Source organism: Pedobacter sp. B4-66, from assembly GCF_018492665.1.
Lineage (GTDB): Bacteria > Bacteroidota > Bacteroidia > Sphingobacteriales > Sphingobacteriaceae > Pedobacter.
In genome coordinates this window covers 54,526-79,561 of sequence record NZ_JAFVME010000001.1, presented here as the reverse complement: position 1 = coordinate 79,561, position 25,036 = coordinate 54,526, and the positions used below count along the sequence as shown (strand labels likewise).

The 25,036-nt window shown below is 38.3% G+C and carries 20 protein-coding genes; 14 read left to right on the top strand and 6 right to left on the bottom strand.

Translation table 11 applies throughout. The annotated features are described in order from the left end of the window. Window positions 1-71: 71 nt before the first annotated feature. Both J1905_RS00345 and J1905_RS00340 read left to right on the top strand, forming a co-directional pair. Entirely contained in the window at window positions 72-1,523 is a 1,452-nt protein-coding gene (locus J1905_RS00345; RefSeq protein ID WP_214225101.1) for a carbohydrate-binding protein, read from the top strand. A gap of 98 nt (window positions 1,524-1,621) precedes the next feature. Next, entirely contained in the window at window positions 1,622-2,740 is a 1,119-nt protein-coding gene (locus J1905_RS00340) for a DUF5013 domain-containing protein (RefSeq protein ID WP_214225100.1), read from the top strand. Between the two features lie 46 nt (window positions 2,741-2,786). Here J1905_RS00340 and J1905_RS00335 read toward each other — a convergent pair whose 3' ends face one another. Genes J1905_RS00335 through J1905_RS00320 form a run of 4 tightly spaced genes read right to left on the bottom strand, consistent with a single transcriptional unit; the run spans window position 2,787 to window position 5,400 of the window. Then, the gene (locus tag J1905_RS00335) at window positions 2,787-3,086 is read right to left on the bottom strand and encodes a hypothetical protein (RefSeq protein ID WP_214225099.1); all 300 of its coding nucleotides are present in this window, start codon (window positions 3,084-3,086) and stop codon (window positions 2,787-2,789) included. 5 nt (window positions 3,087-3,091) lie between these two features. Further along, window positions 3,092-3,808 carry a pirin family protein gene (locus tag J1905_RS00330; protein WP_214225098.1) on the bottom strand — a complete coding sequence of 239 codons (717 nt, stop codon included), beginning with the start codon at window positions 3,806-3,808 and terminating at the stop codon, window positions 3,092-3,094. Between the two features lie 25 nt (window positions 3,809-3,833). Next, window positions 3,834-4,463 carry an alpha/beta hydrolase gene (locus J1905_RS00325; protein ID WP_214225097.1) on the bottom strand — a complete coding sequence of 210 codons (630 nt, stop codon included), beginning with the start codon at window positions 4,461-4,463 and terminating at the stop codon, window positions 3,834-3,836. A gap of 1 nt (window position 4,464) precedes the next feature. Further along, window positions 4,465-5,400: a ring-cleaving dioxygenase gene (locus J1905_RS00320; RefSeq protein ID WP_214225096.1), complete on the bottom strand. Its 936-nt coding sequence runs from the start codon at window positions 5,398-5,400 to the stop codon at window positions 4,465-4,467. 124 nt (window positions 5,401-5,524) lie between these two features. Here J1905_RS00320 and J1905_RS00315 point away from each other — a divergent pair, with 124 nt between their 5' ends. The 8 genes from J1905_RS00315 (at window position 5,525) to J1905_RS00280 (ending at window position 16,912) form a co-directional block, all read left to right on the top strand. Next, on the top strand, window positions 5,525-8,059 hold the full coding sequence (locus J1905_RS00315) for a BamA/TamA family outer membrane protein (RefSeq protein WP_214225095.1): 2,535 nt from the start codon (window positions 5,525-5,527) through the stop codon (window positions 8,057-8,059). A gap of 102 nt (window positions 8,060-8,161) precedes the next feature. After that, window positions 8,162-8,764 carry a sterol desaturase family protein gene (locus tag J1905_RS00310; RefSeq protein WP_108203841.1) on the top strand — a complete coding sequence of 201 codons (603 nt, stop codon included), beginning with the start codon at window positions 8,162-8,164 and terminating at the stop codon, window positions 8,762-8,764. 375 nt (window positions 8,765-9,139) lie between these two features. After that, entirely contained in the window at window positions 9,140-10,975 is a 1,836-nt protein-coding gene (locus J1905_RS00305) for a beta-N-acetylhexosaminidase (RefSeq protein ID WP_214225094.1), read from the top strand. Between the two features lie 164 nt (window positions 10,976-11,139). Beyond that, on the top strand, window positions 11,140-11,367 hold the full coding sequence (locus J1905_RS00300; protein ID WP_108203843.1) for a hypothetical protein: 228 nt from the start codon (window positions 11,140-11,142) through the stop codon (window positions 11,365-11,367). A 22-nt stretch (window positions 11,368-11,389) separates the two neighbouring features. Next, entirely contained in the window at window positions 11,390-11,794 is a 405-nt protein-coding gene (locus J1905_RS00295) for a hypothetical protein (RefSeq protein ID WP_214225093.1), read from the top strand. A gap of 72 nt (window positions 11,795-11,866) precedes the next feature. Next, window positions 11,867-12,037 carry a hypothetical protein gene (locus J1905_RS00290; protein WP_214225092.1) on the top strand — a complete coding sequence of 57 codons (171 nt, stop codon included), beginning with the start codon at window positions 11,867-11,869 and terminating at the stop codon, window positions 12,035-12,037. Between the two features lie 29 nt (window positions 12,038-12,066). Beyond that, window positions 12,067-14,352, top strand: coding sequence for a glycosyl hydrolase family 95 catalytic domain-containing protein (locus J1905_RS00285; RefSeq protein ID WP_214225091.1), 2,286 nt, complete (start codon window positions 12,067-12,069; stop codon window positions 14,350-14,352). A gap of 106 nt (window positions 14,353-14,458) precedes the next feature. Further along, window positions 14,459-16,912 (top strand): glycoside hydrolase family 95 protein, encoded by a 2,454-nt coding sequence (locus J1905_RS00280; RefSeq protein WP_214225090.1) that lies wholly within the window; start codon window positions 14,459-14,461, stop codon window positions 16,910-16,912. Between the two features lie 2 nt (window positions 16,913-16,914). Here J1905_RS00280 and J1905_RS00275 read toward each other — a convergent pair whose 3' ends face one another. Further along, a complete protein-coding gene (locus J1905_RS00275) occupies window positions 16,915-17,223 on the bottom strand; it encodes a GNAT family N-acetyltransferase (RefSeq protein WP_214225089.1) in 309 nt (102 codons plus the stop codon). A 166-nt stretch (window positions 17,224-17,389) separates the two neighbouring features. On the opposite strand from J1905_RS00275, the gene J1905_RS00270 reads away from it, so the two are divergent. From J1905_RS00270 to J1905_RS00255, 4 genes are read left to right on the top strand one after another with little or no spacing between them, the layout of a single operon-like run. Beyond that, window positions 17,390-19,711, top strand: a complete 2,322-nt coding sequence (locus J1905_RS00270; RefSeq protein WP_214225088.1) for a PSD1 and planctomycete cytochrome C domain-containing protein — start codon at window positions 17,390-17,392, stop codon at window positions 19,709-19,711. 3 nt (window positions 19,712-19,714) lie between these two features. Then, window positions 19,715-21,163, top strand: coding sequence for a DUF1501 domain-containing protein (locus J1905_RS00265; protein ID WP_214225087.1), 1,449 nt, complete (start codon window positions 19,715-19,717; stop codon window positions 21,161-21,163). Window positions 21,164-21,173: 10 nt separating this feature from the next. Further along, window positions 21,174-22,199: an NHL repeat-containing protein gene (locus J1905_RS00260; RefSeq protein WP_214225086.1), complete on the top strand. Its 1,026-nt coding sequence runs from the start codon at window positions 21,174-21,176 to the stop codon at window positions 22,197-22,199. 6 nt (window positions 22,200-22,205) lie between these two features. Beyond that, a complete protein-coding gene (locus tag J1905_RS00255; protein WP_214225085.1) occupies window positions 22,206-24,362 on the top strand; it encodes a c-type cytochrome domain-containing protein in 2,157 nt (718 codons plus the stop codon). Window positions 24,363-24,425: 63 nt separating this feature from the next. Here the strand turns inward: J1905_RS00255 and J1905_RS00250 are convergent, their stop codons facing one another. Next, entirely contained in the window at window positions 24,426-24,998 is a 573-nt protein-coding gene (locus J1905_RS00250; RefSeq protein ID WP_214225084.1) for a DUF4142 domain-containing protein, read from the bottom strand. Between the last annotated feature and the right edge of the window lie 38 nt (window positions 24,999-25,036).

Below are 25,036 nucleotides of genomic sequence, written 5' to 3'. Positions count from 1 at the left end.
TTATCTGTTGGGACTCTTTTTTAGCAGAGTCCCAACAGATTATTTAAACAGATCATTATATATATCAAAATATGAAAAGAATATTTACCCACATGCATGTATGCCTTTTGGTTGTTATCACAACATTGATTGTGTCATGTGAAAAGGAAAAATTGAAGGATGTACTGTCCAAAGAGAATCCAAGTGCAGTAGGTTTGTCATTAGATAGCAAAATTGATATTGGAAGTGGTAATAATTATTCATTAGACAATGATAAATTAACTATTCCGGTAACTATTAACTTATCAGCTGCATCAGGCAAAGCTTTTAACGTGCAGATTACCGGTAATATTGATACAGTTCCAAAATTAGTTACTGACGGTGTACTACCGGCTGGTACAATCGCACTAGGAGATCAGATGTATAATTTCCCACCGGTGGTTGATATTCCTTATGGAGTAACAAGTACAACTTTCAATTTGTTAGTGAGTCGTACCTTTCTGGAGAGAAATCATGAGAAAAAGATGGCAATCGCTGTTAAGATTTCTGATCCATCAAAATCAAACACGGTAGAATCTGGAAAAAATTCAATCGTAGTGCTTATTGATGCGGCTCAAGCGATAGCGGCTGAAGATGTTCATTATATTTCATTTGTTGCAGGTGGGAAAACACCATTTTTAGTGCCTACAGGTGGAAATTTCGTAATTGGTTCGCAAGATATCACTATTCCGCTTTCATTGGCGCTTACTGGAGATGTCGGTCCTGATTTTACTGTTGATTTCGTAAGAGATGATGCCGTGGCAACTGAATTGATCAATAATGGAACATTAAAAAATACAGTTCTTTATACCGGTCCAAAATTTAGCATTCCTGTTGGAAAAGTTAAATTTAGCGATGGAGCTGCAAAAGTTGAAACTTCAATTTTGCTTAGAACTTCTGAAGCAATGGGAGGAGTTAATAACAAGAAAGCTATAGGATTGAGATTGAAAAATCCTACCAAGTTTCAACTTGATGCAAATAAAGCAACAATGGTAGTTGTTTTCGATCCTGTTGCTTTTAGCAGACCTTATACTGTTCCGTTTGTAATTAAAGGTGGCATTGGTCAGGTATCTGATATGATCCCAGCAGCATTTTATGATCAAGGCGGTGAAGGTGTGGCATACCATGATGATGGTGGTAAAGATGGTGTGAGTAACTTCCGCCCGGGAGAGAATGTTGATGTGGGAGATTATACTCCTCGTAGTGTAGTTGGATGGTGTAATACAGGTGAGTGGTTAACCTATACTGTAAATATTGAAGCTGATGGTGAGTATGAATTGAATACTTTATTGGGTTGTCCTGACGATCCGGGAAGATATAGCTTGTTTATGGATGGTGTTGCTATTACTCCTGTATTACAAGGCAAGCAAACAGATGGGGCTTATGGCAACCAACAGCCAAATTACAGTACTGTTCAGCTTAAAAAGGGCAGACATATCATGAAATTCTATGAAGATTATGGCAGGTATGATGTAAGAGGATGGATCTTTACCAGAAAGAAATAATAATTTTGTAAATACATTATAATAAACGAATCAGCAACAGCGGTGGCTATATTACATTCATCGCTGTTGTTTAAAAAATATACCAAACTTGAAATAGTATGAACAAACTTTTTATTTTGCTATTAAGCATAGTTATTTTCACTTCATGTTCCAAAAATAAGGACATCGAAGCTGAGCCGGCTGAACAAAAACGACCATTGGTTGATTTTAAACTTGTTCCTGGTGATGATCCTTTTACTTTCACATTTGAGAACAACTCTAAAGAGTATAAGAGTCTTGAATGGCGTTTTGGAGACGATAGTGTTTCACGTGAGGTAACTCCAACTCACGTATTTGCTACCGCCGGTACTTTTGAAATTAATCTAAAGGCAATAGCCGAAGATGGATCAACAGCAACAAGGGTACATATCCTCAAAATTCTTCCTGAAGATGGTTTGAGTTTCGTTGCAGAATCACAAGGTAGTAATAAGGTGAAGTTCAGTGTTAAAACCACAAATGTTGTCGTTAAGAGTTTGTTATGGGATTTTGGAGATGGCTCTGCGGGTTCCGAAGATCCTACTCCAACTAAGGAGTATGCTCCAACTAAATTGTTTACCTCTAAAGTACGAGTAACAACAGAAAAAGGTTCTGTATTTACAGTATCCAGGATAGTAGCAAGCGGAGGTACAGTAAAAGATATTACATCCAATCATCTATTGAACGTTGGCCCTAATTTTGTTCCTGCTAGAAGATTTGGAGGTAGATGGGGAATTATAGCAGACTGGACTGTTAATGACGCAGTTAAACAACGTGAGGGTGGTATGGGAAGCTGGGACTCGTTTGATAATAACAGTATGTCGATGGAATCATGGGGTCAGGAACCAGATATTGTTAATGGAAAAATTGAGCAAACAACTTTATTACCTCTTGAGGCCGGTGAATATTATTTTGCACAGGAATTTGTAGGGTATCAAATTAAGAATGAATTCTATACCGTAGCTGCAAAGGGTAAGAGTTTACCTGATATTACTAATATTGAGAACAATGCTAATGTTTTAGGGTTTACAAAAACATTCGGTTCTGCCGGAGATGGCCCGAATGATCCTCAGAAGAAATTTACTACATATTTTAAGGTTCCTGCAAAATCAGACATTACAATTGGTTTCGTGGCTACATTAAATCATAATGATCAATATTGTAGGATGAGAACGCTTAGACTTTACCAATTGGATAAGTAAGCAATAAAGATTATACTAAAAAGCAGCTGCATTTGCAGCTGCTTTTTTATTTTAAAGCCTCATAGATCTCGGTAAAAAGCAAGCCGCTCCCACCTCCGTAATGATGTACAACGGGTATCTTTCTGTTTACTTTTCTAATCACATTTTCCAATTCGGTTTCTTCAGTTTTCTCCAAACCTGCACCAACCAATACCAAATCAAAGTTTGCCGACCTGAATGTTGTAATTGCCTGCTCCAAGGTATTTGCCCCAATAGCACTCATCTCAGTATTGGAATTTACCAATCTCACCACAGTATTTAGAATTTCCTGATGGGTACAAACCACCAAAACCTCGGTCTTTTTCATAATCATTAATAATTCATTGGAACCTCCATTAATAGGATTTCCGTTTCGTTAACTGCTTCAATGCTTATTTGTTCGGTATCCCAGATACCAAATCCATCACGTTCATTCAAGATTTGATCGCTGACTTTTACATCCCCCTTAATAACAAATACATATAAACCATTGTCTTTGTTTTTAAAGCGGTAATCTGTTTTTGTCCCTTTATCAAATTTACCGATGTTAAACCAAGCATCCTGATAGATCCAAACCCCATCATCATCCTTATTTGGAGATAAAATTTGGGTAAACTGATTCGGCTTCATCCTGGTGTCGTATCTTTCCTGATGATACCTTGGTTCTACATTACGCTGATTTGGAAACAACCAGATTTGAAGAAACTGAGCTGGAATATCCTTGTTTTTGTTAAACTCTTTATGATAAATCCCTGTACCTGCACTCATCACCTGAATCTCCCCGGCCTCAATTATACCTTCGTTATCAAGACTATCTTCATGTTTTAAAGCCCCTTCAAGAGGGATAGAAATAATCTCCATGTTATCATGAGGATGCTCTCCAAATCCATTTCCACCATTAACCCAGTCGTCATTTAACACCCTTAAAGCGCCAAACTGAATTCTTTCAGGATTATATTGCATGCCAAAGCTAAAAGTCTGATAGCTTTTAAGCCAGCCATGATCTGCAAGCGTGCGTGTTGCCGCTTTATGTAATATTGTTTGTGCCATTTTAATTTTATTAAGCAAATCCTAATCAGACCACATCAAAGATAAGCTGTCTGGCTAATTCTATTTCTTTCTGACTAATTGTATGAACCCTCCCGGCATATATTTTCATAGTAACCTTAGCATTCATTTTTTTGATAAGCCCTTCACTCACCTCAACTCGCCTTACCGGAACATGAGGATCCGGATCTCCGGTGGTGATCAAAATCGGTGTTTGCTGGAAATCACCTTTATAGTTCCTCATATTTATCTCCTTACCAATTAACCCACCCGTAAAGGCAACTGCGCCACCATACCTCGCAGCGTTTCTGGTGATGTATTCCAGTGTTAAACAGGCACCCTGAGAAAATCCGACAAAGTAAATTTTATCCTGTGGGATGCCCGATGAAATGATCTCAGCAACCAGGTCTTTAATAAGGGCAAGAGCAGAATCCAAAGCCGGTTGATTTTCATCAACCGGGGCAATAAAACTGTAGGGATACCAGCTATTATTGGTGGCCTGTGGCGCATATAAAGCAGCATCATCTATCTTTAAGTGATTATTTAAGGAAATGATATCTTCAGCAGAGGATCCACGGCCATGCAAAAATACAACGGCCCTTTTAGCTTCGGCAACAGGAACACCTGCGGTTACAATATTTTTATTATGCGTGTACATATTAGTTTAATTTAGGTAAAATGCTTTCAATTTCAGCTCTGTTGCTTTCATATTGTGCAGGAAGCTTAAGGTTTGATCCTAATTCTTCTAAAGATTCATCAACCGTAAAACCAGGATTATCAGTAGCGATTTCAAAAAGCACCCCACCCGGTTCGCGGAAGTACAAAGAGTAGAAGTAGTTACGGTCTATTTTTTCCGTAATGTTCAATCCCATTGCAACCACTTTGTCTCTAAAATACATCAAAGTCGCTTCATCTTTAACCCTAAAGGCAACATGGTGTACAGAACCTGCGGCAACATGACCAACAGCCTCTCCAGGTGCTTCAACTAAGTCTACAATAGCAGCATAACTTACGGTGTCAGTAACAAAACGTGAACGATTAACCTCAGTTTTTTCTAATTTATAACCAAAAATATCTGTCAAAACTTTAGCGGTACCATCCATTTTATTGGTGGTTATAGTTACATGATGAAAGCCATGAGTCGCATTTTCTTTGCCAACTTCTGGCGTAGTCCATTGTGCTCTAGTATCTGGAGTTTTAGATTCAGTCAACTCAAACTTCAACCCATCAGGATCCAAAAAAGTAAGGTAACGTTCTCCAAATTTTTCAGCAGGTTTATTATAAATCACATTATTTTGCTCAAATCTGTTTTGCCAAAATTCTAAACTTCCTTTCGGTACGCTATAGCCAATTTCGGTTACCTGTCTGGTACCGCGTCTGCCTGCACTCATACCTTCCCAAGGGAAAAACGTTAAAATGCTTCCAGGTGTTCCTTGTTCATCACCATAGTAAAAGTGATAAGTGTGAGGATCATCAAAGTTTACCGTTTTTTTAATAAGACGTAAACCTAATATGCGAGTATAAAAATCATAATTCTTTTTTGCGTTTCCTGCAATTGCAGTAATGTGGTGCAGGCCTAAAATTTCGTTGTTCATAACTACCTATTTTAATGGTTCGATTACTTATTTATTAAATAACACTACAAATTTAGGACGAACTTTTATTTTAAATCTTACCATAGATTAAGAAATGCTTAACTTTAGATATAGATATTTAGGCATGATTAAATTCATTCTCTCCCTTGTTTTATTGCTGGTAAGCCTGGCATCCAGTGCGCAGGACTCTATTAGCGTGAAAATTTATCCTAAGTACGATAGTGTAAGTAAATTTCATCGGTTTTTGTTTGGAGAGAATTACCGTAAAGAATATGCATTGAGCACAACAGTGCCGATTATTAGGGTGTCGGTTATTAAGGGTGGACTAACTCCAACTAAAAGGGGCGGAGGTAATCAATCTCATTCGCTCAGACTGGTTGATAAACAAGGCAAAGAGTGGGTGCTCAGAAGTGTAGAGAAATTCCCCGAGATATTGTTGCCCGAGGTATTCAGAAAAACATTTGCAGGTACGGTAGTAAAAGACAATATGTCTGCCCAGAACCCTTTTTCCGCTTTAGCTGTTCCTGATATTGCAGACGCCGTAAATGTGCCGCATAGCGATCCTATGATTGGCTGGGTGGTGCCTGATACTGCATTAGGTGAGTTCTCAAAAGTGTTCCAAAATACCCTTTGCTTACTCGAAGAAAGAGAGCCAGTCGGCGATACTGATAATTCGGAAAAGATGATGCGCAAGTTAAATGATGATAACGACAACACATATGATGCTCCGTTATTATTAAGAGCAAAGGCATTAGACGCTTTATTAGGCGACTGGGATAGGCACGAAGATCAGTGGCGTTGGAAGCCGGAAAAGAACGCTGAAGGCCACATTAATTACATTGCCATACCAAGAGACCGAGATCAGGTTTTTTACTTGTCAGAGGGGCTTGTACCCAGATATGCACAATCATCCTGGCTATTGCCAATGATACAGGGCTACGAAAGGAGCCTGCCCGATATTAACTGGTTTTTTTGGGAAGGAAGAGCAATCTATGGCAAATATTTCTCTGGAATCGATGAAAAGGAATGGAATCAGATCGTAAAAGATTTCTGCGATTCTCTAAACGACGAGGTATTTGAAAAAGCACTTAAAAAGCTTCCGGAGCCAGGGTATTCGCTTCGCCATGACAGGTTACTTGCCCAACTCAAAGAAAGGCAGAAGAACCTTCCGGAATTGATGAGCAAATACTATCATTTTATTAACAGGATAGTAGATATACAGGCTAGCAATAAGAATGAACTCATTAACATTACAGATGCTCCCGATAATGCTTTAAATGTAACTATTCGCAAAATATCCAAAGAAGGGCATATTAAGGATGTGATTTTTAACCGAACTTTTAATCCAAAAGTAACCGAAGAGATCAGGTTGTATGTAAAGGATGGCAACGACAGCTTGATATTAAACAATAAAACCTCAGCCATTAAACTCAGGATAATTAGTGTAGAAGGGAAAAAGAATTTCCAGGTAGAAAACTCACTTCGTAAGGTTCGCGTTTATGGCAAGGACGATAACATTACCTTTACCGGAAATACAAGCAAGCTACTTAAACGGCTAGATAACGATACTTCAAATACTCACTTTGTATACACAGATCTATATAAAAGAAACATGCTTCTTTTAAATGCCAGCTATAATATTGACGACCGGCTGCTACTAGGTTTGTCGTATAAAATTATCCAGCCCGGATTTAGAAAACTACCCCACGGAAGCATCCATTCATTTTCATTTTTACATTCTTTTGCAACGGCGGGCTTCAGGTTTAATTATAAAGCAGAATTGTTTAAAGTACTTGGCAATGCCGATATTGTATTGCAAGCAGATGCTTTTGCACCAGAGAACTCCCAAAATTTTTATGGTTTAGGTAATGAAACGACCTTTAATAAAACGGGCGATTTTGTAAGGTATTATCGTGCAAGATTTAGCTTGTTTCAAATCGATCCTTCTATAAGATGGAGCACGCCAAAATCTACCTTTAGCGCAGGTCCTTCTTTGCAATATTATAGGTATAGCAAGGACGATAATGAGGGACGGTTTATTACTAACACTTCAGAATTACACTCTCCGGATAGTGCAACCATCACAAAAGACAAGTTGTACGCCGGTGTGGTAGCAAATTTTGTAAACAACAACCGCAATAGCGATATTTTACCAACATCGGGGACTTTTTTAGAAAGCAAATTTCAAGCTTATAAAGGCATAAATGGCGTATCAAATTCTATGGCGCAGCTTAGCGCTGCATTCTCAGTTTATAAAAAAATAGATAAGCACAGCCGATTTGTTTTAACCGATAGGGTTGGAGGTGCGGTTACGGTAGGTAAACAAGCATTCTATCAATCCAGTTTTCTGGGAGGGCAGGGCAATTTGCTTGGCTATCGCGAATTTAGATTTGGTGGTGAACACAGTTTGTACAATAATTTTGAATTAAGGATAAAAGTTGCAAACTTTATGAATTACATACTTCCCGGTCAGTTCGGCCTTTTGGGTTTTCATGACGTAGGTAGGGTATGGAAAAAAGGCGAAAAATCTGATGTATGGCATCAGGGGTATGGAGGAGGAATATATTTTGCTCCTGCTTCATTAACTGTGTTTCGTTTTGTAATGGGGCATTCTAATGAAGGCTGGTATCCTTATGTAGCTATGAAATTCAGATATTGAGAAGTATCAGAATTCGGTAAATTACTTATTTATGCTAATGAGAAATGCAAGAAAAGCCGTAATTTAGCTCCCTAGCTTAAAAAACTTCAAAAATAAATAGTGATGAAGAAGAATTTTATATCTAATTCTAAAGAATCAATCAGAATGTTCAAAAACCCACTTTTTGAGGGTTTATCTAAAGTGCCATATTTTGTTCCACTTATCGTTTATGTACCGGTTGTGGGATATTTCTCTTGGGAATCATTTAGCAAAAATGGAATTTTAGGTTTTTTGGGACATTTTCTATTGGGTTTATTTATTTGGACTCTAACTGAATACGTACTTCACCGCTTTATATTCCACTTTTATCCAAAATCTGACTGGGGCAAAAGAATCCACTTTATTTTTCATGGCGTTCATCATGATTATCCCAATGATGCACAGCGTTTGGTGATGCCTCCATCGGCGAGTATCCCATTGGCATTGGCGTTTTTTTTCCTATTTAAATGGATTCTTGCACCCGGAATGCTGGATGGTTTTTTTACCGGATTTATTTTCGGATATTTATGCTACGACATGACACACTACATGTTGCACCATGCTCAGTTTAAAAGTGCTTTTTGGAAAAAGCTTAAACAGCAGCACATGTTGCACCATTACGATGACTCAACCACAAAATACGGAGTTACCTCCGATATTTGGGATAAAGTTTTCGGAACAAGGTAAGTCAATTCTGAGCTAGCAGCTTTTCTTGCTTTTCAAATTTAATTCGGGTGGTAAATTTCCCTCTGTTCAGGAGGTTTCGGGTTGTGTTTGCAATTTACTTAATACTTAGTTCTAGCTCGGCTTTCGTACCTACCTAATAGGGACCTCGTTCGCCCCTGGTCGAACGAGGTCCGAACAAGGTCCCTTCAAGTGTAGTAAATGCTAGCGTACCCTTTTTCAATCCAAAAAAAATCCGAATCCCCCGAAAACGTCTATTATTAATTAAAAATTTACGCAACGGTTTGCGCATTGTATTTGGTTGATTCTTTAAAATAAAACAGCTAACTAGCATTAGTTTATAAAAACTGTTAATTTAAAATAACCAAACAACGTCACATGAATCGACTGTTATCAATCGCTTTGCTGATGATTTGCACCTTCAAATTATCTGCACAAACCAAAATTTCTATCATCCCTTTACCAGCGAAATTAGAAGAGCGAAAGGGGAGTTTCACCTTAGATAAAAATGTATACATCAGTTATCCGACAGCTGATTTAAAAGAATTAGCAATTTTTGCACAATCATCAATACAGGAAACTGCGGGGATAAAACCAGAGTTGCGTACAGGCCTGTGGATGCAGAGAAATGCAAAGACCATAAAACTTAATATCGATCCAAAGGTTACTGCAAAAGAAGGTTACAATCTTGAAGTTACCGCTAACGGAGCCACTATAACCGCAGGGACAGAAAATGGCCTTTTTTATGGCATACAAACTTTGTTGCAGTTGGTGCCTGTAAACGGTGCGAAAAAACTGCCTTGTGTTTACATTGAAGACGAACCTCGTTTTAGCTGGAGAGGTATGTTAATGGATAATTGTCGCCATATGTTCTCTGTAGGCTACATTAAGAAATTTATTGACCAACTGGCTAAGCATAAATTAAACAAGTTTCACTGGCATTTGACTGAAGATCAGGGCTGGAGAATTGAAATTAAAAAGTATCCGAAATTACAGGAAATAGCGGCCTACAGAAATGGAACACAGATTGGCCCAGACAGAAAGAAAGATGTTGACAGTATAAGATACGGAGGTTACTATACCCAGGAACAGATTAAAGAAGTTGTTGCTTATGCCACATCAAGATTTGTAGAAGTAATTCCTGAAATTGAAATGCCAGGTCACTCAGTAGCTGCCATCACCGCTTATCCTTATTTGGCTTGTGGTGATGTTAGTTTTGAAAACGGAAAACCATTTGAAGTAAGAAAAGTATGGGGTGTTTCTAAGGATTTGTATTGCGCAGGAAACGATAGGGTTTTCACATTTTTGGAAGACGTGCTAAATGAGATAATGCCATTGTTTCCTTCTCAATATATCCATATTGGTGGTGATGAAGCTCCGCATGATGCATGGCATACTTGTCCGAAATGTCAGGCTCGCATAAAAAAGGAAGGCTTAAAAGATGAGGCGGCACTACAGAGCTGGTTTATTCAGCGCATGGAGAAATTCATCAACAGCAAAGGCAAAAAGATAATTGGATGGGAAGAAATTATGCAGGGAGGCCTTGCTGATAATGCTACCGTTCACTCTTGGTTAGGAGTTGAAAGTGGTTTAAAAGCTGCTAAGAGTGGTCATGATGTAATTATGTCGCCATATTCACATTTGTATATTGATGGCTATCAGGCAGACCCTAAGATTGAGCCAATGGCCATTGGGTATTGGGTTCCGCTCGACAGTGTATATGCTTTTGAACCTGTACACCCTGAGTTAACCGAAACTGAGGCCAAGCATATTTTAGGCGCTCAAGGCAATTTGTGGACAGAATTTATCGGAACTGAAGATTATTTAGAATACATGGTTTTTCCTCGTATTGCAGCTTTGGCTGAAATTGATTGGACACCAAAAGCATTGAGAAATTTTGATGATTTTAAAAACAGGTTGACTACTCAATATCAGAGATACGATAAACAGGGATTGCAGTTTAGAATTCCAGTTCCGGTTAGAGAAACAGTTGTAAACGCTGATAGCTCGGTTAAAGTAACACTAACCGATCCTACAAAGGCGAGCACTATCAGGTTTACCACCGATGGATCTGATGTAAATGAGAAATCTCCAATATATAAGCAACCGGTTGCATTAAAAAAAGGTGAGGTAATTCGTTATGCTTTGTTTTTTAACAACAAGCGTAAAAGCTCTACAGACTATTTTCCTAAAGCCGTAAAACAAGCAAAGTAACATAAAGGCTGTAATTGAATAATTCAATTGCAGCCTAATTTTTTCACCGACGTTTTCTTACCATTCGTCGAGTTTTTTGTCTGTTTTGGCCGGATACCGCTGGTATGATTTGGTAATTACCCTCATCTTTAGGGTAAGTTATTCATTTGACAGATCATAAAGCGATGAACACAATTAGTTTTAAAACCTCGGTAAAAGATAAATATGAGTTGATTTCTATCAGACCTATATTGGATATCATATTTGGCGAAAGTAACTGGTCGTTCAAAACTGATGGCATTGATAGAATATTGAGTGTAGTAAGTTCCGTTCCATGCGCTCCAATGGTCAACTACATCCTAAAAGATAAAGGTTTTCATTGCGAGGAATTAACACCATCTTTAGGTTTTTAAAATTGATTATCTTTGTGGCAATATGATGGAAATCAAATCTATGGATAATAAAGTTTTGCTGTTTCGCTGGATAGCAGGGCTTTTTATATTGATAAATGTATTTGCATTTTCTGGTGCTGTTTCCCGTGTTTCTTATGTTAACTTAACGCGTACTACAACTGAATTAAAAGTAGTTAATAGGGTTGTAGCTGGTGCCAATATATTTTATAAGAGTTTTGTTGACAAGCTCAACAGGGTTTATCCTGATCTCATCTCATTAAAAAGTGCTTTTAAAAATCTGGTAATACTGAAGGACAATATCGTCCATGTTCAATTCACTACAAATTCTTTGCTAGTATTATTCATCAATTTTCTAATAGGTTTTCTATTCTCTGTGCTATTTCTTTTTTATCTGGCACATCAAACTAAACCTTCCGCTTTAGTGTAGTTTTCAAATACTATTAATTATTTTTTTCACGGAAGGTTTATAGCCGAAAGGCTTTTCCCTATATTTTTTTTTATGAAACGCTTTAAAAAAGCAGTGCGTTTTTCGGGACTCATTGTATTGATAATATTGGCTTGTTTTGGAATAGGATTAGGCGGTACTCCGCCAGTAATACCGGTTTTGAGAACCAAGCAAGAAACAGAATTGAGTGAAACCAAGGATGATGATGAAAATGAAAGAAAATAACTTACTTTTAATATAGGTTAGGAAATCTTATGAACAAAACAATTGCATTACTCCTTTTTACTTTTGCGTCAATCACCACAATTGGGCAAAGTCCAAAACATGATTTACGTTTCAATAAACTGGCATCCCAATGGGATGAGGCTATCCCTTTGGGAAATGGAACATTAGGTGCTTTAATTTGGCAAAAAGGAGAGCGATTGAGGTTTTCTTTAGATAGGGTGGATGTTTGGGATATGCGCCCTATGAAAGGCTTACACCGCAAAGAATTCAGCTATCAATGGGTAATAGATCAGGTAAATAAAAAGGATTATAGTCCTGTACAGCAGTATTTTGATGCGCCTTATGATAACGAGCCTGCGCCATCAAAAATACCGGGCGGTGCCCTTGAATTTGAAACCAAAGATTGGGGTAAGGCGCAAGATGTTCATTTATCTATAAAAGATGCAGTTTGTGAAGTTAAATGGGCAAACGGAGTTATACTTAAAACTTTTGTTGATGCGGCAAAACCACTAGGCTGGTTCAGATTTGAAAATGTAAGTGGTTATTTTAAACCACATTTAATAGCACCTAGATATCAGGGAGAAGTTAAAGTTTCCGGTGATCCGGTGGGCGGGGATGACCTGTCGAGATTAGGATATAAGCAGGGAACGATTAAACAAGAGGGGAACAGCATCACTTATCATCAAGAGGGATGGGGCGGGTTTACTTACGATATTAACGTTAGATGGAAAAGGGTTGACAGCAAAACTGTTGAAGGGGTTTGGAGCATTTCCTCACAGTATCCTAATAAACCTGTCAATAAAAAGGCAGCGGTAGTTACTCAAGATGCCATTTCAGCTAACTTTAATAAGGACTTAATTGCCCATACTAAATGGTGGGGTAATTTTTGGAGTAAGTCGGCAATTCATGTGCCTGATACTTTGATAGAAAAACAATGGTATTTAGAACAGTATAAGTTTGGTTCGGTGGCCAGAGCCGATGCACCGCCGATTTCATTGCAGGCTGTGTGGACTGCAGACAATGGCAGGATACCACCATGGAAAGGTGATTATCATCATGATTTAAATACCCAGCTTAGTTATTGGCCTTCTTATAGCGGTAACCACCTTGATGAGGCGATGGGTTACATTAATCACATGGAGGAGAATAAAGCAAACTATAAACGTTATACTAAGCTTTATTTTGGTACAGATGGTATTGCAGTACCCGGAGTAACTACTTTGGATGGCACAGAAATGGGCGGATGGATACAATATTCATTATCACCTACTGTTTCTTCATGGTTAGGTCAGCATTATTACCTGCAATGGCGATACAGTATGGACAGAGGTTTTCTTAAAAATAAAGCTTATCCATGGATCAAAGAAGCCGCCATATTTCTGGAAAATATAACTGTTAAAGATGCAAATGGACTCAGGAAATTAAAGATCAGTTCAAGTCCTGAAATTAACGATAATGACCTTAGTGCATGGTTTTCAGAGAATACAAACTATGACCTTGCTCTAATGAAGTTTACCTTTAAGGCAGCGGCAGAATTAGCCACTGAACTTGGATTAAAAGCTGAGGCCGCTAAATGGACCAAATTGCTAAATGAGTTTGATGATTTTTCAATAACGGATAACGATGAACTTAAATTTGCACCTAGCTTAAATTACAAAGAGTCGCACAGGCATTTTTCTCATATGATGGCAATTCATCCATTGGGGTTAATAAAATGGGAAGATGGAGCGAAAGCACAGTCTGTTATAAAAAATACAATTCAGCTATTAGATAAAATCGGACCAGATTACTGGTGTGGATATTCTTATTCCTGGCTTGCAAATATGAAGGCAAGAGCCAAAGATGGAGAGGGGGCTGCAAAGAATCTGCAAATATTTGCAAAGGCCTTTTGTTCTATAAATAGCTTTCATTTAAACGGGGATCAAACAAAAACAGGTTTGTCGAAATTTCAATACAGACCTTTTACGCTTGAGGGAAATTTTGCATTTGCAGCTGGTATGCAAGAAATGCTATTACAGAGTTACGCCGGATTTATTGAAATTATGCCTGCCATACCTGCTGAATGGAAAGATGCTTCGTTTGAAAACTTACGCACTGAGGGGGCATTTTTGGTAAGCGCTAAAGAAGCCGATGGACAGGTAGATGAAGTTAAAATAGTTTCCGAAAAAGGCGGTGTAACAAAATTGAAGCTCCCATTTAAGACACATTTTATTGCCTCAAACAATGATTTTAAAATAAAGGCTGATGGAAATGGATTTTTGGAATTGACGGCTAAGCCAGGTGCAGTATTGGTGTTGAAAAATGGCTATGAATAAGTGCGCTCTTAAGAATGCCAATATTGCTTAATAATTTGACAAATACAGCTAATTTCTAAAGCTGTAATGTCCTTTCTTTGAGTACCAAATAAAATAATTACTAAAGATGAATTTGTCCCAAAAGACCTGCATTTCGTTTTTCTGCTTCACATTAGGTGGTTTGTCGCTATTCGCACAGACCGACCAGGAAGTAAAATTTAAATCACCGGCTAACCATTTTACCGAATCAAGCCCTGTTGGCAATGGTCGACTAGGCGCTATGGTATTTGGTAATCCAAACAAAGAAAGGATTGTTTTAAACGAAATTTCTATGTGGTCGGGTGGGGTAGAAAATCCGAATAGGAACGATGCTGCCACTCATCTACCGGTTATTCAGCAATTATTGAAGGATGGTAAAAATAAAGAGGCACAAGAGCTGTTACAGAAGTATTTTACAAGCGCTGGAGCCGGTTCTGGTTTTGGTAATGGAGCAAACGTAAAGTTTGGATGTTACCAGATACTTTCAGATATGTTCATCAACTGGAGAGATACCACTGCAAAAGTAACGGGTTACAAAAGAACTTTAAATATAGACAAAGCCATTTCTGTTACAGAATGGAGCAGATCTGGTGTGAACTTTAAAGAAGAAGTAATTGTAAGTGCTCCTCAACAAGCCATTATTATTCGTTTAACGTCTAGCAAAGCAAAAGCATTAAATTTTGATCTGTCGTTAAGCAGAAAAGAAAATGCCGAGTTTTCAGCGCAGGGAAATGGACTTACCATGACAGGACAATTACCTGCTGGAGACGGCGACAAAGGAATTCTTTTCGCAGCCTTTGCAAAAGCCATTTCATCGACAGGAAAAATAACCGCTAAAAATAATTTACTTACAGTTGATGGTGCAACCGAATGCCTTATTGTAATTAGCGCGGCAACAGATATGAACTGGCCAAATGTAACGCAACGTGGTCCTGCACCTTTGCCTGTAGCTAAAAAATACGTTGATGAGGCAAGTAAACTTCCATGGCTAACTTTGCAGACAAAGCAACGTGAAGATTTTCAAGCTTACTACAATCGTTGTAAGATTCAGCTTGGAGATAAAGAGGATGCCGGTATTGCAGGGTTATCTACAGCCGAAAGATTGGTGCGTTTTGCTAAAGGAGATCGTGATGTAACTTTACCTGCACTGTATTTTAATTTTGGAAGATACCTTTTGATTTCAAGTTCCCGCCCTGGCGGCCTACCTGCCAACCTGCAAGGGATTTGGGCTGAAGAGTATCAAACTCCATGGAATGGAGATTATCACTTAGATATAAACGTTCAAATGAACTACTGGTTAGCTGAGAATACAAATTTAGCTGACGTACATAAACCCCTAATTGAGTTTACTAAATTTTTGGTTGCACCAGGACAGAAAACGGCAAAGGCCTATTATAATAGCACAGGATGGGTAGCGCATGTAATCGCAAATCCATGGGGATTTACTGCTCCCGGCGAGCATGCCTCATGGGGTTCAGTACTTTCTGGTGGTGCATGGTTAAGCAGTCATTTGTGGCAACATTATCTGTATAACCCAAACAAAAAGACATTAGCCGAGATTTATCCGGTACTAAAAGGAGCAACAAAGTTTTATACTGATATCTTGATTGAAGATCCGGTAACCAAATGGCTGGTAACTGCACCCTCTAACTCTCCTGAAAACTCCTATAAAACTGAGGATGGCTTTGAGGGACAAACTACAATGGGGCCAACTATGGATATGCAGATTGGAAGAGAAATGATGAGTAATACCATCGCTGCGGCTAAGCTGTTAGGTGTAGATAAAAGCTGGGCAGATAGTTTACAACAATTGAAAGCACGTTTAGCTCCTAATCAGATTAGTAAACGAACAGGCGGTATCCAAGAGTGGATTAGAGATTATGAAGATCCTGAGATAACACATCGTCATGTTTCCCATTTGTATGGCTTATATCCTTATGATGAAATCACGCAGTTAGAAACACCTTTATTGATGACTGCAGCAAGAAAGACTTTGGAGAGAAGAGGTGATGGAGGAACTGGTTGGTCGAGAGCTTGGAAGGTGAACTTCTGGGCAAGACTAGGTGATGGTGATCATGCATGGAAGGTTTTTAAAGCACTACTGGCACCTGCCGTTGCCGGAAGTACGATTTCTATGACCAGTGGTGCCGGAACTTATGCCAATTTGTTTTGTGCGCATCCACCATTCCAGATTGATGGAAATTTTGGCGGTACGGCTGCCATCGCAGAAATGTTGTTGCAAAGTAACGGTAATCATTCTGTGATACGCTTATTGCCTGCATTGCCAACAAATGCTGATTGGAGCAGTGGTAATGTAAAGGGAATGCGTGCAAGAAACGGTTTTGAGCTTAGTTTTAGTTGGAGGAATAGTAAATTAGTCAAAGCCGAAATATTGTCTGTGAGTGGAGCTGAATGTTATGTTCAGTTGCCCGCAGGTACTTCGGTTTACAATAACACAGGTAAAAAGATGGCACTAAATACCGAAACCAGTAACCTGGTTAGCTTTAATACGGTTAAAGGAGCCAAATATTTTATCAGGTAAGCTTAAAAAGGAGTTACGCTCTCATCCAAAACTCTATTCCAATCCGTATGTCTTTTTAAGTATGTTACTACAAATGGACATAAAGGGATTAGTTTGTAGTCATTGTCTTCTATATAAGCTAATGCCTTCTCTACTATTGCAGTTGCAGTTCCTCTTCCTTTAAGTTCTTCAGGAGCTTCGGTATGGATTAGCCATATCTTTTTTGCATGTTCTTTGTAATCTATAAAAGTCACATAATCATCTGTTTTAAGCTCAAACCTGCTTTTCTCTACATTTTTTGTTAGAGGTAAATCGTTAAATTCTATGTTCATTTTTTATAGTATTTAGTGCTATATATATTGTAACAATTTAAACGTTTAAAAGTTCTTTTTTTAAGTTTTATAGAAATAATAATTGCTATTTAAAGTATTTGTTTTAACTTTATAAAACAGGGCAAGCGAAAGTTTGTCCGTACAATTGAAACCAAACTTAGATCGTATGTACCGTAGGCTTTTTTATTTAATGCTGACGTTGTTTGCTATTGTATACATTATACAGGCGTGCAACAGCCCGTCTACCGGCCAGGTTGTTGAGGAACAGCTGCCGGATACCATTAGCTATAATTTTAATGTCAGACCAATTCTTTCAGACAAATGTTTTATTTGCCATGGCCCCGATCCTAATAAACGGGAAGCAGATTTAAGACTGGATATTGCCGAAGAGGCTTATAAGGCATTAAAAGAAAACCCATCGGCACATGCCCTTGTTCCTTTTAAACCTAATGCATCCGAAGTATTTTTAAGAATTGCATCCAAAGATTCGGCATACATGATGCCTCCAAAAGATTCAAACCTTAAGTTAACGGCTCATGAGATTTCTATTATAGAGAAATGGATTAAGCAAGGTGCTAAATATGAAAAGCACTGGGCATTTACTCCTCCAAAAGCACCACAAATGCCTAAGGTTAAGGATGCTAAATGGACTAAAAATGAAATAGATTACTTTGTGCTGGATAAATTGGAGCATAAGGGAATAGCACCTAACCCAGAGGCTGATAAGGAAAGATTGTTGAAGCGCGTTAGTCTGGATATTACAGGTTTACCTCCCTCAATTGAGGTGATGGATAAATTTTTAGCTGATTCAAGTAGTAATGCTTACGATAAAGCGGTTGAAGCATTATTGGCAAGTCCTGCTTACGGCGAAAGAATGGCTTTGCATTGGTTAGATGTTGCCAGGTATGCCGATTCTCATGGTTATCAGGATGATGGTTACCGTACTCAATGGCCATGGAGAGATTGGGTAATTCATGCTTTTAATGAAAACATGCCTTACAACAAGTTTGTGAGCTGGCAGCTTGCCGGAGATTTGATGCCTAATGCATCTAAAGAACAACTTTTAGCTACAGGCTTTAACAGAAATCATAAAATCACTGAAGAGGGCGGGGTTATTGATGAAGAATATCGCGTTGAATATGTTACTGATCGTACCAATACTTTTGGCAAAGCTATTATAGGTGTTACACTTGAATGTGCTCATTGTCACGATCATAAATACGATCCTTTCTCACAAAAAGAATATTATCAGGTATTTGCCTTTTTTAATAATGTAAAGGAGGTAGGTCTTGAATCGGTTATTGGTGGACCGGAGACTTATGCTAAGAAACCTCTTATGGAAATCAGCAATGCTGATGTAAAGGATATAATGAAATTCATAAATAAGCAGGATACAGGTAAGTTAATCGTTTCTATAATGGGCGATCAGGACACGGTTCGTAAAACTTATGTGCTGAACCGCGGTGTTTATGATGCGCATGGAGAAGAAGTAAAGGCAGGAACTCCAAAGTCATTGCTTTCATTCGACGAGAAATATCCTAAAAACAGATTAGGACTTACCCAGTGGTTGTTTGATAAGAAAAACCCGCTTACTTCAAGAGTATTTGTAAATCAGGTATGGCAAGAGTTTTTTGGTCGCGGTATTGTTAAAACCTCCGGAGATTTTGGTATGCAGGGAGAACTGCCTTCTCATCCGGAATTGCTGGACTGGCTTGCGGTTGATTTCATGAATCATGGTTGGGATATCAAGCGTTTGGTGAAACAAATTACATTATCTGCTACCTACAGGCAATCGGCTGTAGTCTCGCCTGAAAAACTAAAAACCGATCCGGATAACATCCTTTTAGCAAGGGCGCCGCGTTATCGTATTGCTGCAGAATTGGTTCGTGATGTGGTACTTTCAAGCAGTGGTTTGTTGGTGAATACCATAGGAGGCCCAAGTGTTAAGCCATATCAGCCAGCAGGGCTTTGGGAAGCTGCTACATCTGGTCGTGGAATACTAGCTAATTATAAGCAAGATCATAATGAGAGTTTATACCGTAGAGGTATGTATACTTTTATTAAAAGAACAGTACCACCACCTACCATGGGAATTTTTGATGCCAGTAACAGAGATCAGTGTGAGGTGAAAAGATTAAATACCAATACTCCGCTACAGGCATTGGTCATGATGAATGATCCAACTGTGTTGGAAGCTTCGCGTGTTTTGGCAGATAGGTTATTACAGGAGAATGGAACAGCTGAATCGAAAATTAGCAAAGCATTTAGAAAGATTGTATGTCGAAAACCAAAGGATAAAGAAATAAAACTTCTGGCATCGTATTATGCAGATCAGGTGAAGGTATTTAAGCAAAAATCAAATGCCGATAAAGTTTTGGCAGTTGGAGAGTATCCGATTTCTGCAAAAGCTAATAAAACTGAATTGGCTGCAATGATGGGAGTAATAGCCGCAATATATAATTTAGAAGAAACCATTACAAAATCCTGATTTATGGAAAAGAATATTTTGGAGCATGGGCTTAATTTTAACAGACGTCGTTTCCTTTCAAGATTAAGTTTAGGATTAGGGAGTGTTGCACTGGGATCGTTATTAATTCCAGATTTGTTTACAGGAGCTATGGAAGAAGCTGGTCTTCCTCCGGGGATTCCTGATTTCGCGCCTAAGGCAAAAAGGGTGATCTATCTGTTTCAGAATGGAGCACCGTCACAATTGGAATCTTTTGATTACAAGCCTAAGCTTAGAGAGATGATGGGGCAGGAGTTGCCTGCATCCATTAGAGGAAATCAGCGCCTTACCGGTATGACTGCAGGTCAATCGTCGTTTCCTTTGGTAGGCTCGTATTACGATTTTAAACAGTACGGACAATCAAGAGCATGGATTAGTGATCTGTTTCCCCATACCGCCAAGGTTGTAGATGACATTTGCATCATTAAATCGATGCATACCGAAGCGATCAATCATGATCCGGCACTAACATTTTTCCAGACAGGTGCACAGCAAGGAAACAGGCCAAGTATGGGTGCATGGCTTAGCTATGGTTTAGGTAGCGAAAACAAAAACTTACCTGCCTTTACTGTACTGCTTTCACGTGGTAAGGGTAACGGACAAGGTGTATACTCGAAACTGTGGACAAATGGATTCCTGGATTCAACACATCAAGGGGTTCAGTTTAGCAGTGGCGAGGATCCGGTACTTTATTTAAAAGACCCGGAAGGGCTGAACAGATTTGAGCGTAGAAAAATGCTTGATAAACTGGCCGAGATGAATGAAATGTCGTATCAGGAATTTAATGATCCGGAGATTAATGCCAAAGTACAGCAATATGAAATGGCCTATAGGATGCAAACTGCTGTTCCTGAAGTTACCGATATTTCTAAAGAACCAGATGATATTATAAAGCTTTATGGACCAGATTGTTTGGTTCCGGGAACTTTTGCAGCCAATTGTTTACTGGCGCGTAAGTTAAGTGAAAATGGAGTGCGTTTTGTACAACTGTATCATCAGGGATGGGATCAGCATGGTAATTTACCTAACGAAATGGCCGGTCAGGCTAAAGATGTTGATCAGGCATCAGCAGCTTTAATCACTGATTTGAAACAAAGAGGGTTGCTTGATGAAACTTTGGTAATATGGGGAGGCGAATTTGGACGAACCAATTATAGTCAGGGTGCAATGACCAAAGATAATTATGGTCGTGACCATCATCCACGCTGCTTTAGTATTTGGATGGCAGGTGGCGGAATTAAACCTGGAGTGTATGGTGAATCGGATGAATTCGGGTATAACATTATAAAGGATCCAGTGCATGTTAACGATTTTCATGCAACCGTTCTTAATCAATTGGGATTAAATCACGAGAAGCTTACATTTAAACATTTAGGCCGCAGGTATAGATTAACGGATGTAGCGGGCACAGTAATTAAAGACATTATAGCATAAACGATATTTTATGAAAAGAAGAGAATTTATTAAGACTACAGCGGCAGTTTCTGCAGGATTTTTTATTATGAAGGATACATTAGCTCAGTCAAAAGGACCTGAATATGGTCATAATAACATGCGTTATACCATGGATAATAAATGGGGACAATTGAACCCGTTAAAAAATCCGGTAAATGATTGTCATGAGATGGTACAGGACAAGAAAGGCAGGATTATTTTGCTGACAAATGAGACTAAAAATAATGTGCTGATTTATAATAAATCGGGTAAGTTGTTAGATTCTTGGGGTCATGAATTTCCTGGAGCACATGGATTAACGCTTGCAAAAGAGGGCAATAAGGAATTTCTTTTTATTACAGATACAAACAGACATCAGGTGTTTAAAACCACTTTAGATGGGAAGATATTGATGACACTTGATTGTCCAATGGAAACCGGAGTGTATAAAAAGAATGAAGAATTTGTACCTACTGAAGTAGCTGTTGCTGATAATGGTGATTTCTTCATCGCAGATGGTTACGGCTTACAATATGTTATGCATTATAATGCCGCAGGTAAACTGCAAGGCTTTTTTGGTGGAAGAGGTACGGAAACAAAAAATCTGGATAATGCGCATGGTGTATGTATAGATAAAAGACAAGGTGAAGCAACTTTACTGGTTACAGATCGTACCCGCAATTGCTTTAAGCGTTTTGATATGGCTGGAAATTTAAAGGAAGTAATTGCGCTTCCGGGAGCTTGTGTTTGTAGACCGGTGATTAAAAATGATTATTTATATGCTGCGGTATTGCGTTCACCAGATTTGAATAAGGAGGGTAGCGGTTTTGTTACCATTTTAGATAAGAATAATAAAGTGGTTTCTAATATTGGAGGTAGCAAGCCTGTTTATACTGATGGTGTTTTACAGCCAATGTCTCAAGCGGAGAAAATCTTCCTTAATCCGCATGATGTATGCGTAGATGACGATGAGAACCTTTATGTGGCGCAGTGGGCGTCTGGAAAAGTTTATCCTTATAAATTTACCCGCGTATAAGTTTCTATGAAGATTACGCTTAAGGGTTTTACAGAAAATGCATTATTTGCGTTAAACATTTTTATTGTCTTTTTATTGGTATTTGGCGACAAGATTGCTGTACCCTATTGGTTACAGCCATTAGGTCGGTTGCATCCAATGGTGCTGCATTTTCCAATTGTATTGTTAATGCTGGCCATGCTGCTCGAATTCTTTCGTTTTAAGGAATCGTATACAGGAGAAAAGCTATATCAGAATTTCACCACCGGATTATTGTTAACTGGAGTTTTATTATCTGCGGTAACGGTTATTATGGGGCTGTTTTTATCTAAAGAAGAAGGATATAGTGGTAGTACATTAGAATGGCATAAGTGGACTGGAGTAAGCATCGTTTTTATATCTTCAATTATCTATTGGTCTAGAAATTCCTTGTGGTATAAAGCACCAATTGCTAAAATTGGAGCTGTTATTACCGTTTTATGTTTAATTCTTACTGGTCATTACGGAGCTTCATTAACACATGGAGATAATTTTGTTCTGGCAGCAGTTACACCTGCGAAAGAAAAAGTACCAGTTGATAAGGCCATAGTTTTTGATGACGTGATTATGCCCATATTTAATGAGAAGTGTTTAAGCTGTCATAATTTGGATAAGGCAAAAGGTAGCTTAATTCTGACCGATGCTAAGTCGATGCTTAAGGGAGGAAAGACTGGTAAATTATTTGTACCTGGAAAACCGGAGATAAGCTTGCTATTGGAAAGAATACACCTTCCTGTTGATGATAAAAAGCACATGCCACCTAAGAGTAAATCTCAGTTAACTGATGAAGAAACCGCTATTTTAGCACTATGGATTAAAGGTAATGCTGATTTAAAGAAGAAAGTTTTAGATCTGCCGGCAAACGATTCGCTAAGAGTGCTTGCAGCTAGTTTGTTAGGCCCCGTAGCGTCTGCTGAGGAAAACTATGATTTTTCATCTGCTGATGAAGCAACGGTTCAGAAATTAAACAACAATTATCGTGTTGTTTATCCTTTAGATAAAATATCGCCGGCATTAGAAGTAAACATATACAATAGAAGTGTTTACAAACCTGAAGCTATAAAAGAATTATCACCTATTAAAAAGCAGATTGTATCATTAAATCTAAATAATTTACCTGTTAAGGATGAAGAGTTAAAGACAATAGGGGAGTTTGCAAATCTGCGTAGACTAAACTTAAACTTTACAGATATTAAGGGCGATGGGCTTAAGTATTTAAAATCTCTGAACTTTTTAAAAGCGTTATCGCTATCAGGAACTAAGGTCAATTTCAATTCGGTTAAACAACTTGCAGGTATGAAAAACCTTAGGGAATTAACCTTGTGGAATACGGGATTAAGTGTAGCTGAGATTGCTCAGTTACAAAAGATGGGTAAAGGATTGGTAGTTATAGGTGGATTTAAGGACGACGGAAAGAGTCCTGTTAAATTAAATCAGCCTCGTTTAAGTACTGATGTTTCTATTTTTAAAAGTTCATTATCGCTTCAGGTTAAGCATCCTGTAAATGGTGTGCAAATCAGGTATACTACCGACGGTTCGGAGCCCGATAGTCTTAAATCTCCATTGTACAATAAGGAAATAATAATTAAAGAGACTACAACTTTAAAAGCAAAAGCATATAAAGTTGGCTGGTACAGCAGCGATGCAATCAGTTATAATTTCTATCAAAGTAATTACAAGCCTGATAGCATGGCCTTTTTATTACCGCCAAATGAGAAATATAAGTCTAATGGAACAAAGGTGTTGATAGATAATCAGCTTGGTGATAACGATGTTAATACTGGAAAATGGATTGGTTTTAGAGAAAATAATATGGAGATCATCATGTTCTTTAACCAACCAATACCTTTAAAGTCAGTTACCCTTAATGTGATGAGGCAGGTACCTGCCTATGTTTTGCTTCCTCAGGAAGTAGAAATTTGGGGCGGTGCAGATAAAAAAAGTCTTCGTTTATTGAAGGTGATAAAGAATCAAATGCCAGCCAAAGATGAAGGTAATGCACTGATGAAGCTAGATGCAAAGTTTGAACCTCACAATGTTTCTTGTGTAAAAATAGTGGGTAAAAACTTTAAGAAGCTACCACAATGGCATCCTGGCAAAGGTGAGCCGGCCTGGTTATTTATTGATGAGATATTCTTGAACTAGGTAGTTTTTAATACACTTCGATAATAAGATAACTAAAAATAGGGAGCCAGCAGCTCTCTATTTTTAGTTTAAGTCAAAACTTAAATCTGTTGCTACTTTATAATGGTTTTCTACCATACGAAGAGTTTTGGCTGCAAACCTTCTTACATCTATATCTCCTGATGTTGTTGCCGATTTAAATAAATCAAGAGTTTTTACATGATCTTTTACCACCATTTCCATGTAGTGTTTGTCAAATTCAGCACCTGGGAGTTTTGCTATTTCATTTAGATGGTTTTGATCTGCTATAGGAATAGTAATAGGGATTTTTATTTTTTTCTTGTCAGCCAGTTTCTGTAGATTAATGTTTGTTTTGGTATGTTCTTTAACCATGCGGGCTGCAAATTTTTTAACTCTGGGATTGGTCGATTTTGATTCAGCTAGTTTTCCCATTTCTACCTCAATGTTACCTCTAATAGCTGCGTTTTCTAAAAAGAACTGCATTCCTTCACCGCGGTTTACAGCCATTGTATCAGTCATTGTTTGTGCTATAGAGGAATCAGCTAAAGGATCAGTGGTGCTATTGTCTGTATTTCGGCATGCGTTAAAAATAAGTGCACAGAGCAATATGGCAGGCAGTAAATTTCTAGTTTTCATGATTTCAGAGTTTAAGTTGGTTAGTTAATATAGCTACA

Excerpts from the sequence above, each read along its gene's own strand:
- J1905_RS00345 (WP_214225101.1), top strand. The coding sequence starts at position 72 with ATGAAAAGAATATTTACCCACATGCATGTATGCCTTTTGGTTGTTATC.
- J1905_RS00340 (WP_214225100.1), top strand. The coding sequence starts at position 1,622 with ATGAACAAACTTTTTATTTTGCTATTAAGCATAGTTATTTTCACTTCA.
- J1905_RS00335 (WP_214225099.1), bottom strand. The coding sequence starts at position 3,086 with ATGAAAAAGACCGAGGTTTTGGTGGTTTGTACCCATCAGGAAATTCTA.
- J1905_RS00330 (WP_214225098.1), bottom strand. The coding sequence starts at position 3,808 with ATGGCACAAACAATATTACATAAAGCGGCAACACGCACGCTTGCAGAT.
- J1905_RS00325 (WP_214225097.1), bottom strand. The coding sequence starts at position 4,463 with ATGTACACGCATAATAAAAATATTGTAACCGCAGGTGTTCCTGTTGCC.
- J1905_RS00320 (WP_214225096.1), bottom strand. The coding sequence starts at position 5,400 with ATGAACAACGAAATTTTAGGCCTGCACCACATTACTGCAATTGCAGGA.
- J1905_RS00315 (WP_214225095.1), top strand. The coding sequence starts at position 5,525 with ATGATTAAATTCATTCTCTCCCTTGTTTTATTGCTGGTAAGCCTGGCA.
- J1905_RS00310 (WP_108203841.1), top strand. The coding sequence starts at position 8,162 with ATGAAGAAGAATTTTATATCTAATTCTAAAGAATCAATCAGAATGTTC.
- J1905_RS00305 (WP_214225094.1), top strand. The coding sequence starts at position 9,140 with ATGAATCGACTGTTATCAATCGCTTTGCTGATGATTTGCACCTTCAAA.
- J1905_RS00300 (WP_108203843.1), top strand. The coding sequence starts at position 11,140 with ATGAACACAATTAGTTTTAAAACCTCGGTAAAAGATAAATATGAGTTG.
- J1905_RS00295 (WP_214225093.1), top strand. The coding sequence starts at position 11,390 with ATGATGGAAATCAAATCTATGGATAATAAAGTTTTGCTGTTTCGCTGG.
- J1905_RS00290 (WP_214225092.1), top strand. The coding sequence starts at position 11,867 with ATGAAACGCTTTAAAAAAGCAGTGCGTTTTTCGGGACTCATTGTATTG.
- J1905_RS00285 (WP_214225091.1), top strand. The coding sequence starts at position 12,067 with ATGAACAAAACAATTGCATTACTCCTTTTTACTTTTGCGTCAATCACC.
- J1905_RS00280 (WP_214225090.1), top strand. The coding sequence starts at position 14,459 with ATGAATTTGTCCCAAAAGACCTGCATTTCGTTTTTCTGCTTCACATTA.
- J1905_RS00275 (WP_214225089.1), bottom strand. The coding sequence starts at position 17,223 with ATGAACATAGAATTTAACGATTTACCTCTAACAAAAAATGTAGAGAAA.
- J1905_RS00270 (WP_214225088.1), top strand. The coding sequence starts at position 17,390 with ATGTACCGTAGGCTTTTTTATTTAATGCTGACGTTGTTTGCTATTGTA.
- J1905_RS00265 (WP_214225087.1), top strand. The coding sequence starts at position 19,715 with ATGGAAAAGAATATTTTGGAGCATGGGCTTAATTTTAACAGACGTCGT.
- J1905_RS00260 (WP_214225086.1), top strand. The coding sequence starts at position 21,174 with ATGAAAAGAAGAGAATTTATTAAGACTACAGCGGCAGTTTCTGCAGGA.
- J1905_RS00255 (WP_214225085.1), top strand. The coding sequence starts at position 22,206 with ATGAAGATTACGCTTAAGGGTTTTACAGAAAATGCATTATTTGCGTTA.
- J1905_RS00250 (WP_214225084.1), bottom strand. The coding sequence starts at position 24,998 with ATGAAAACTAGAAATTTACTGCCTGCCATATTGCTCTGTGCACTTATT.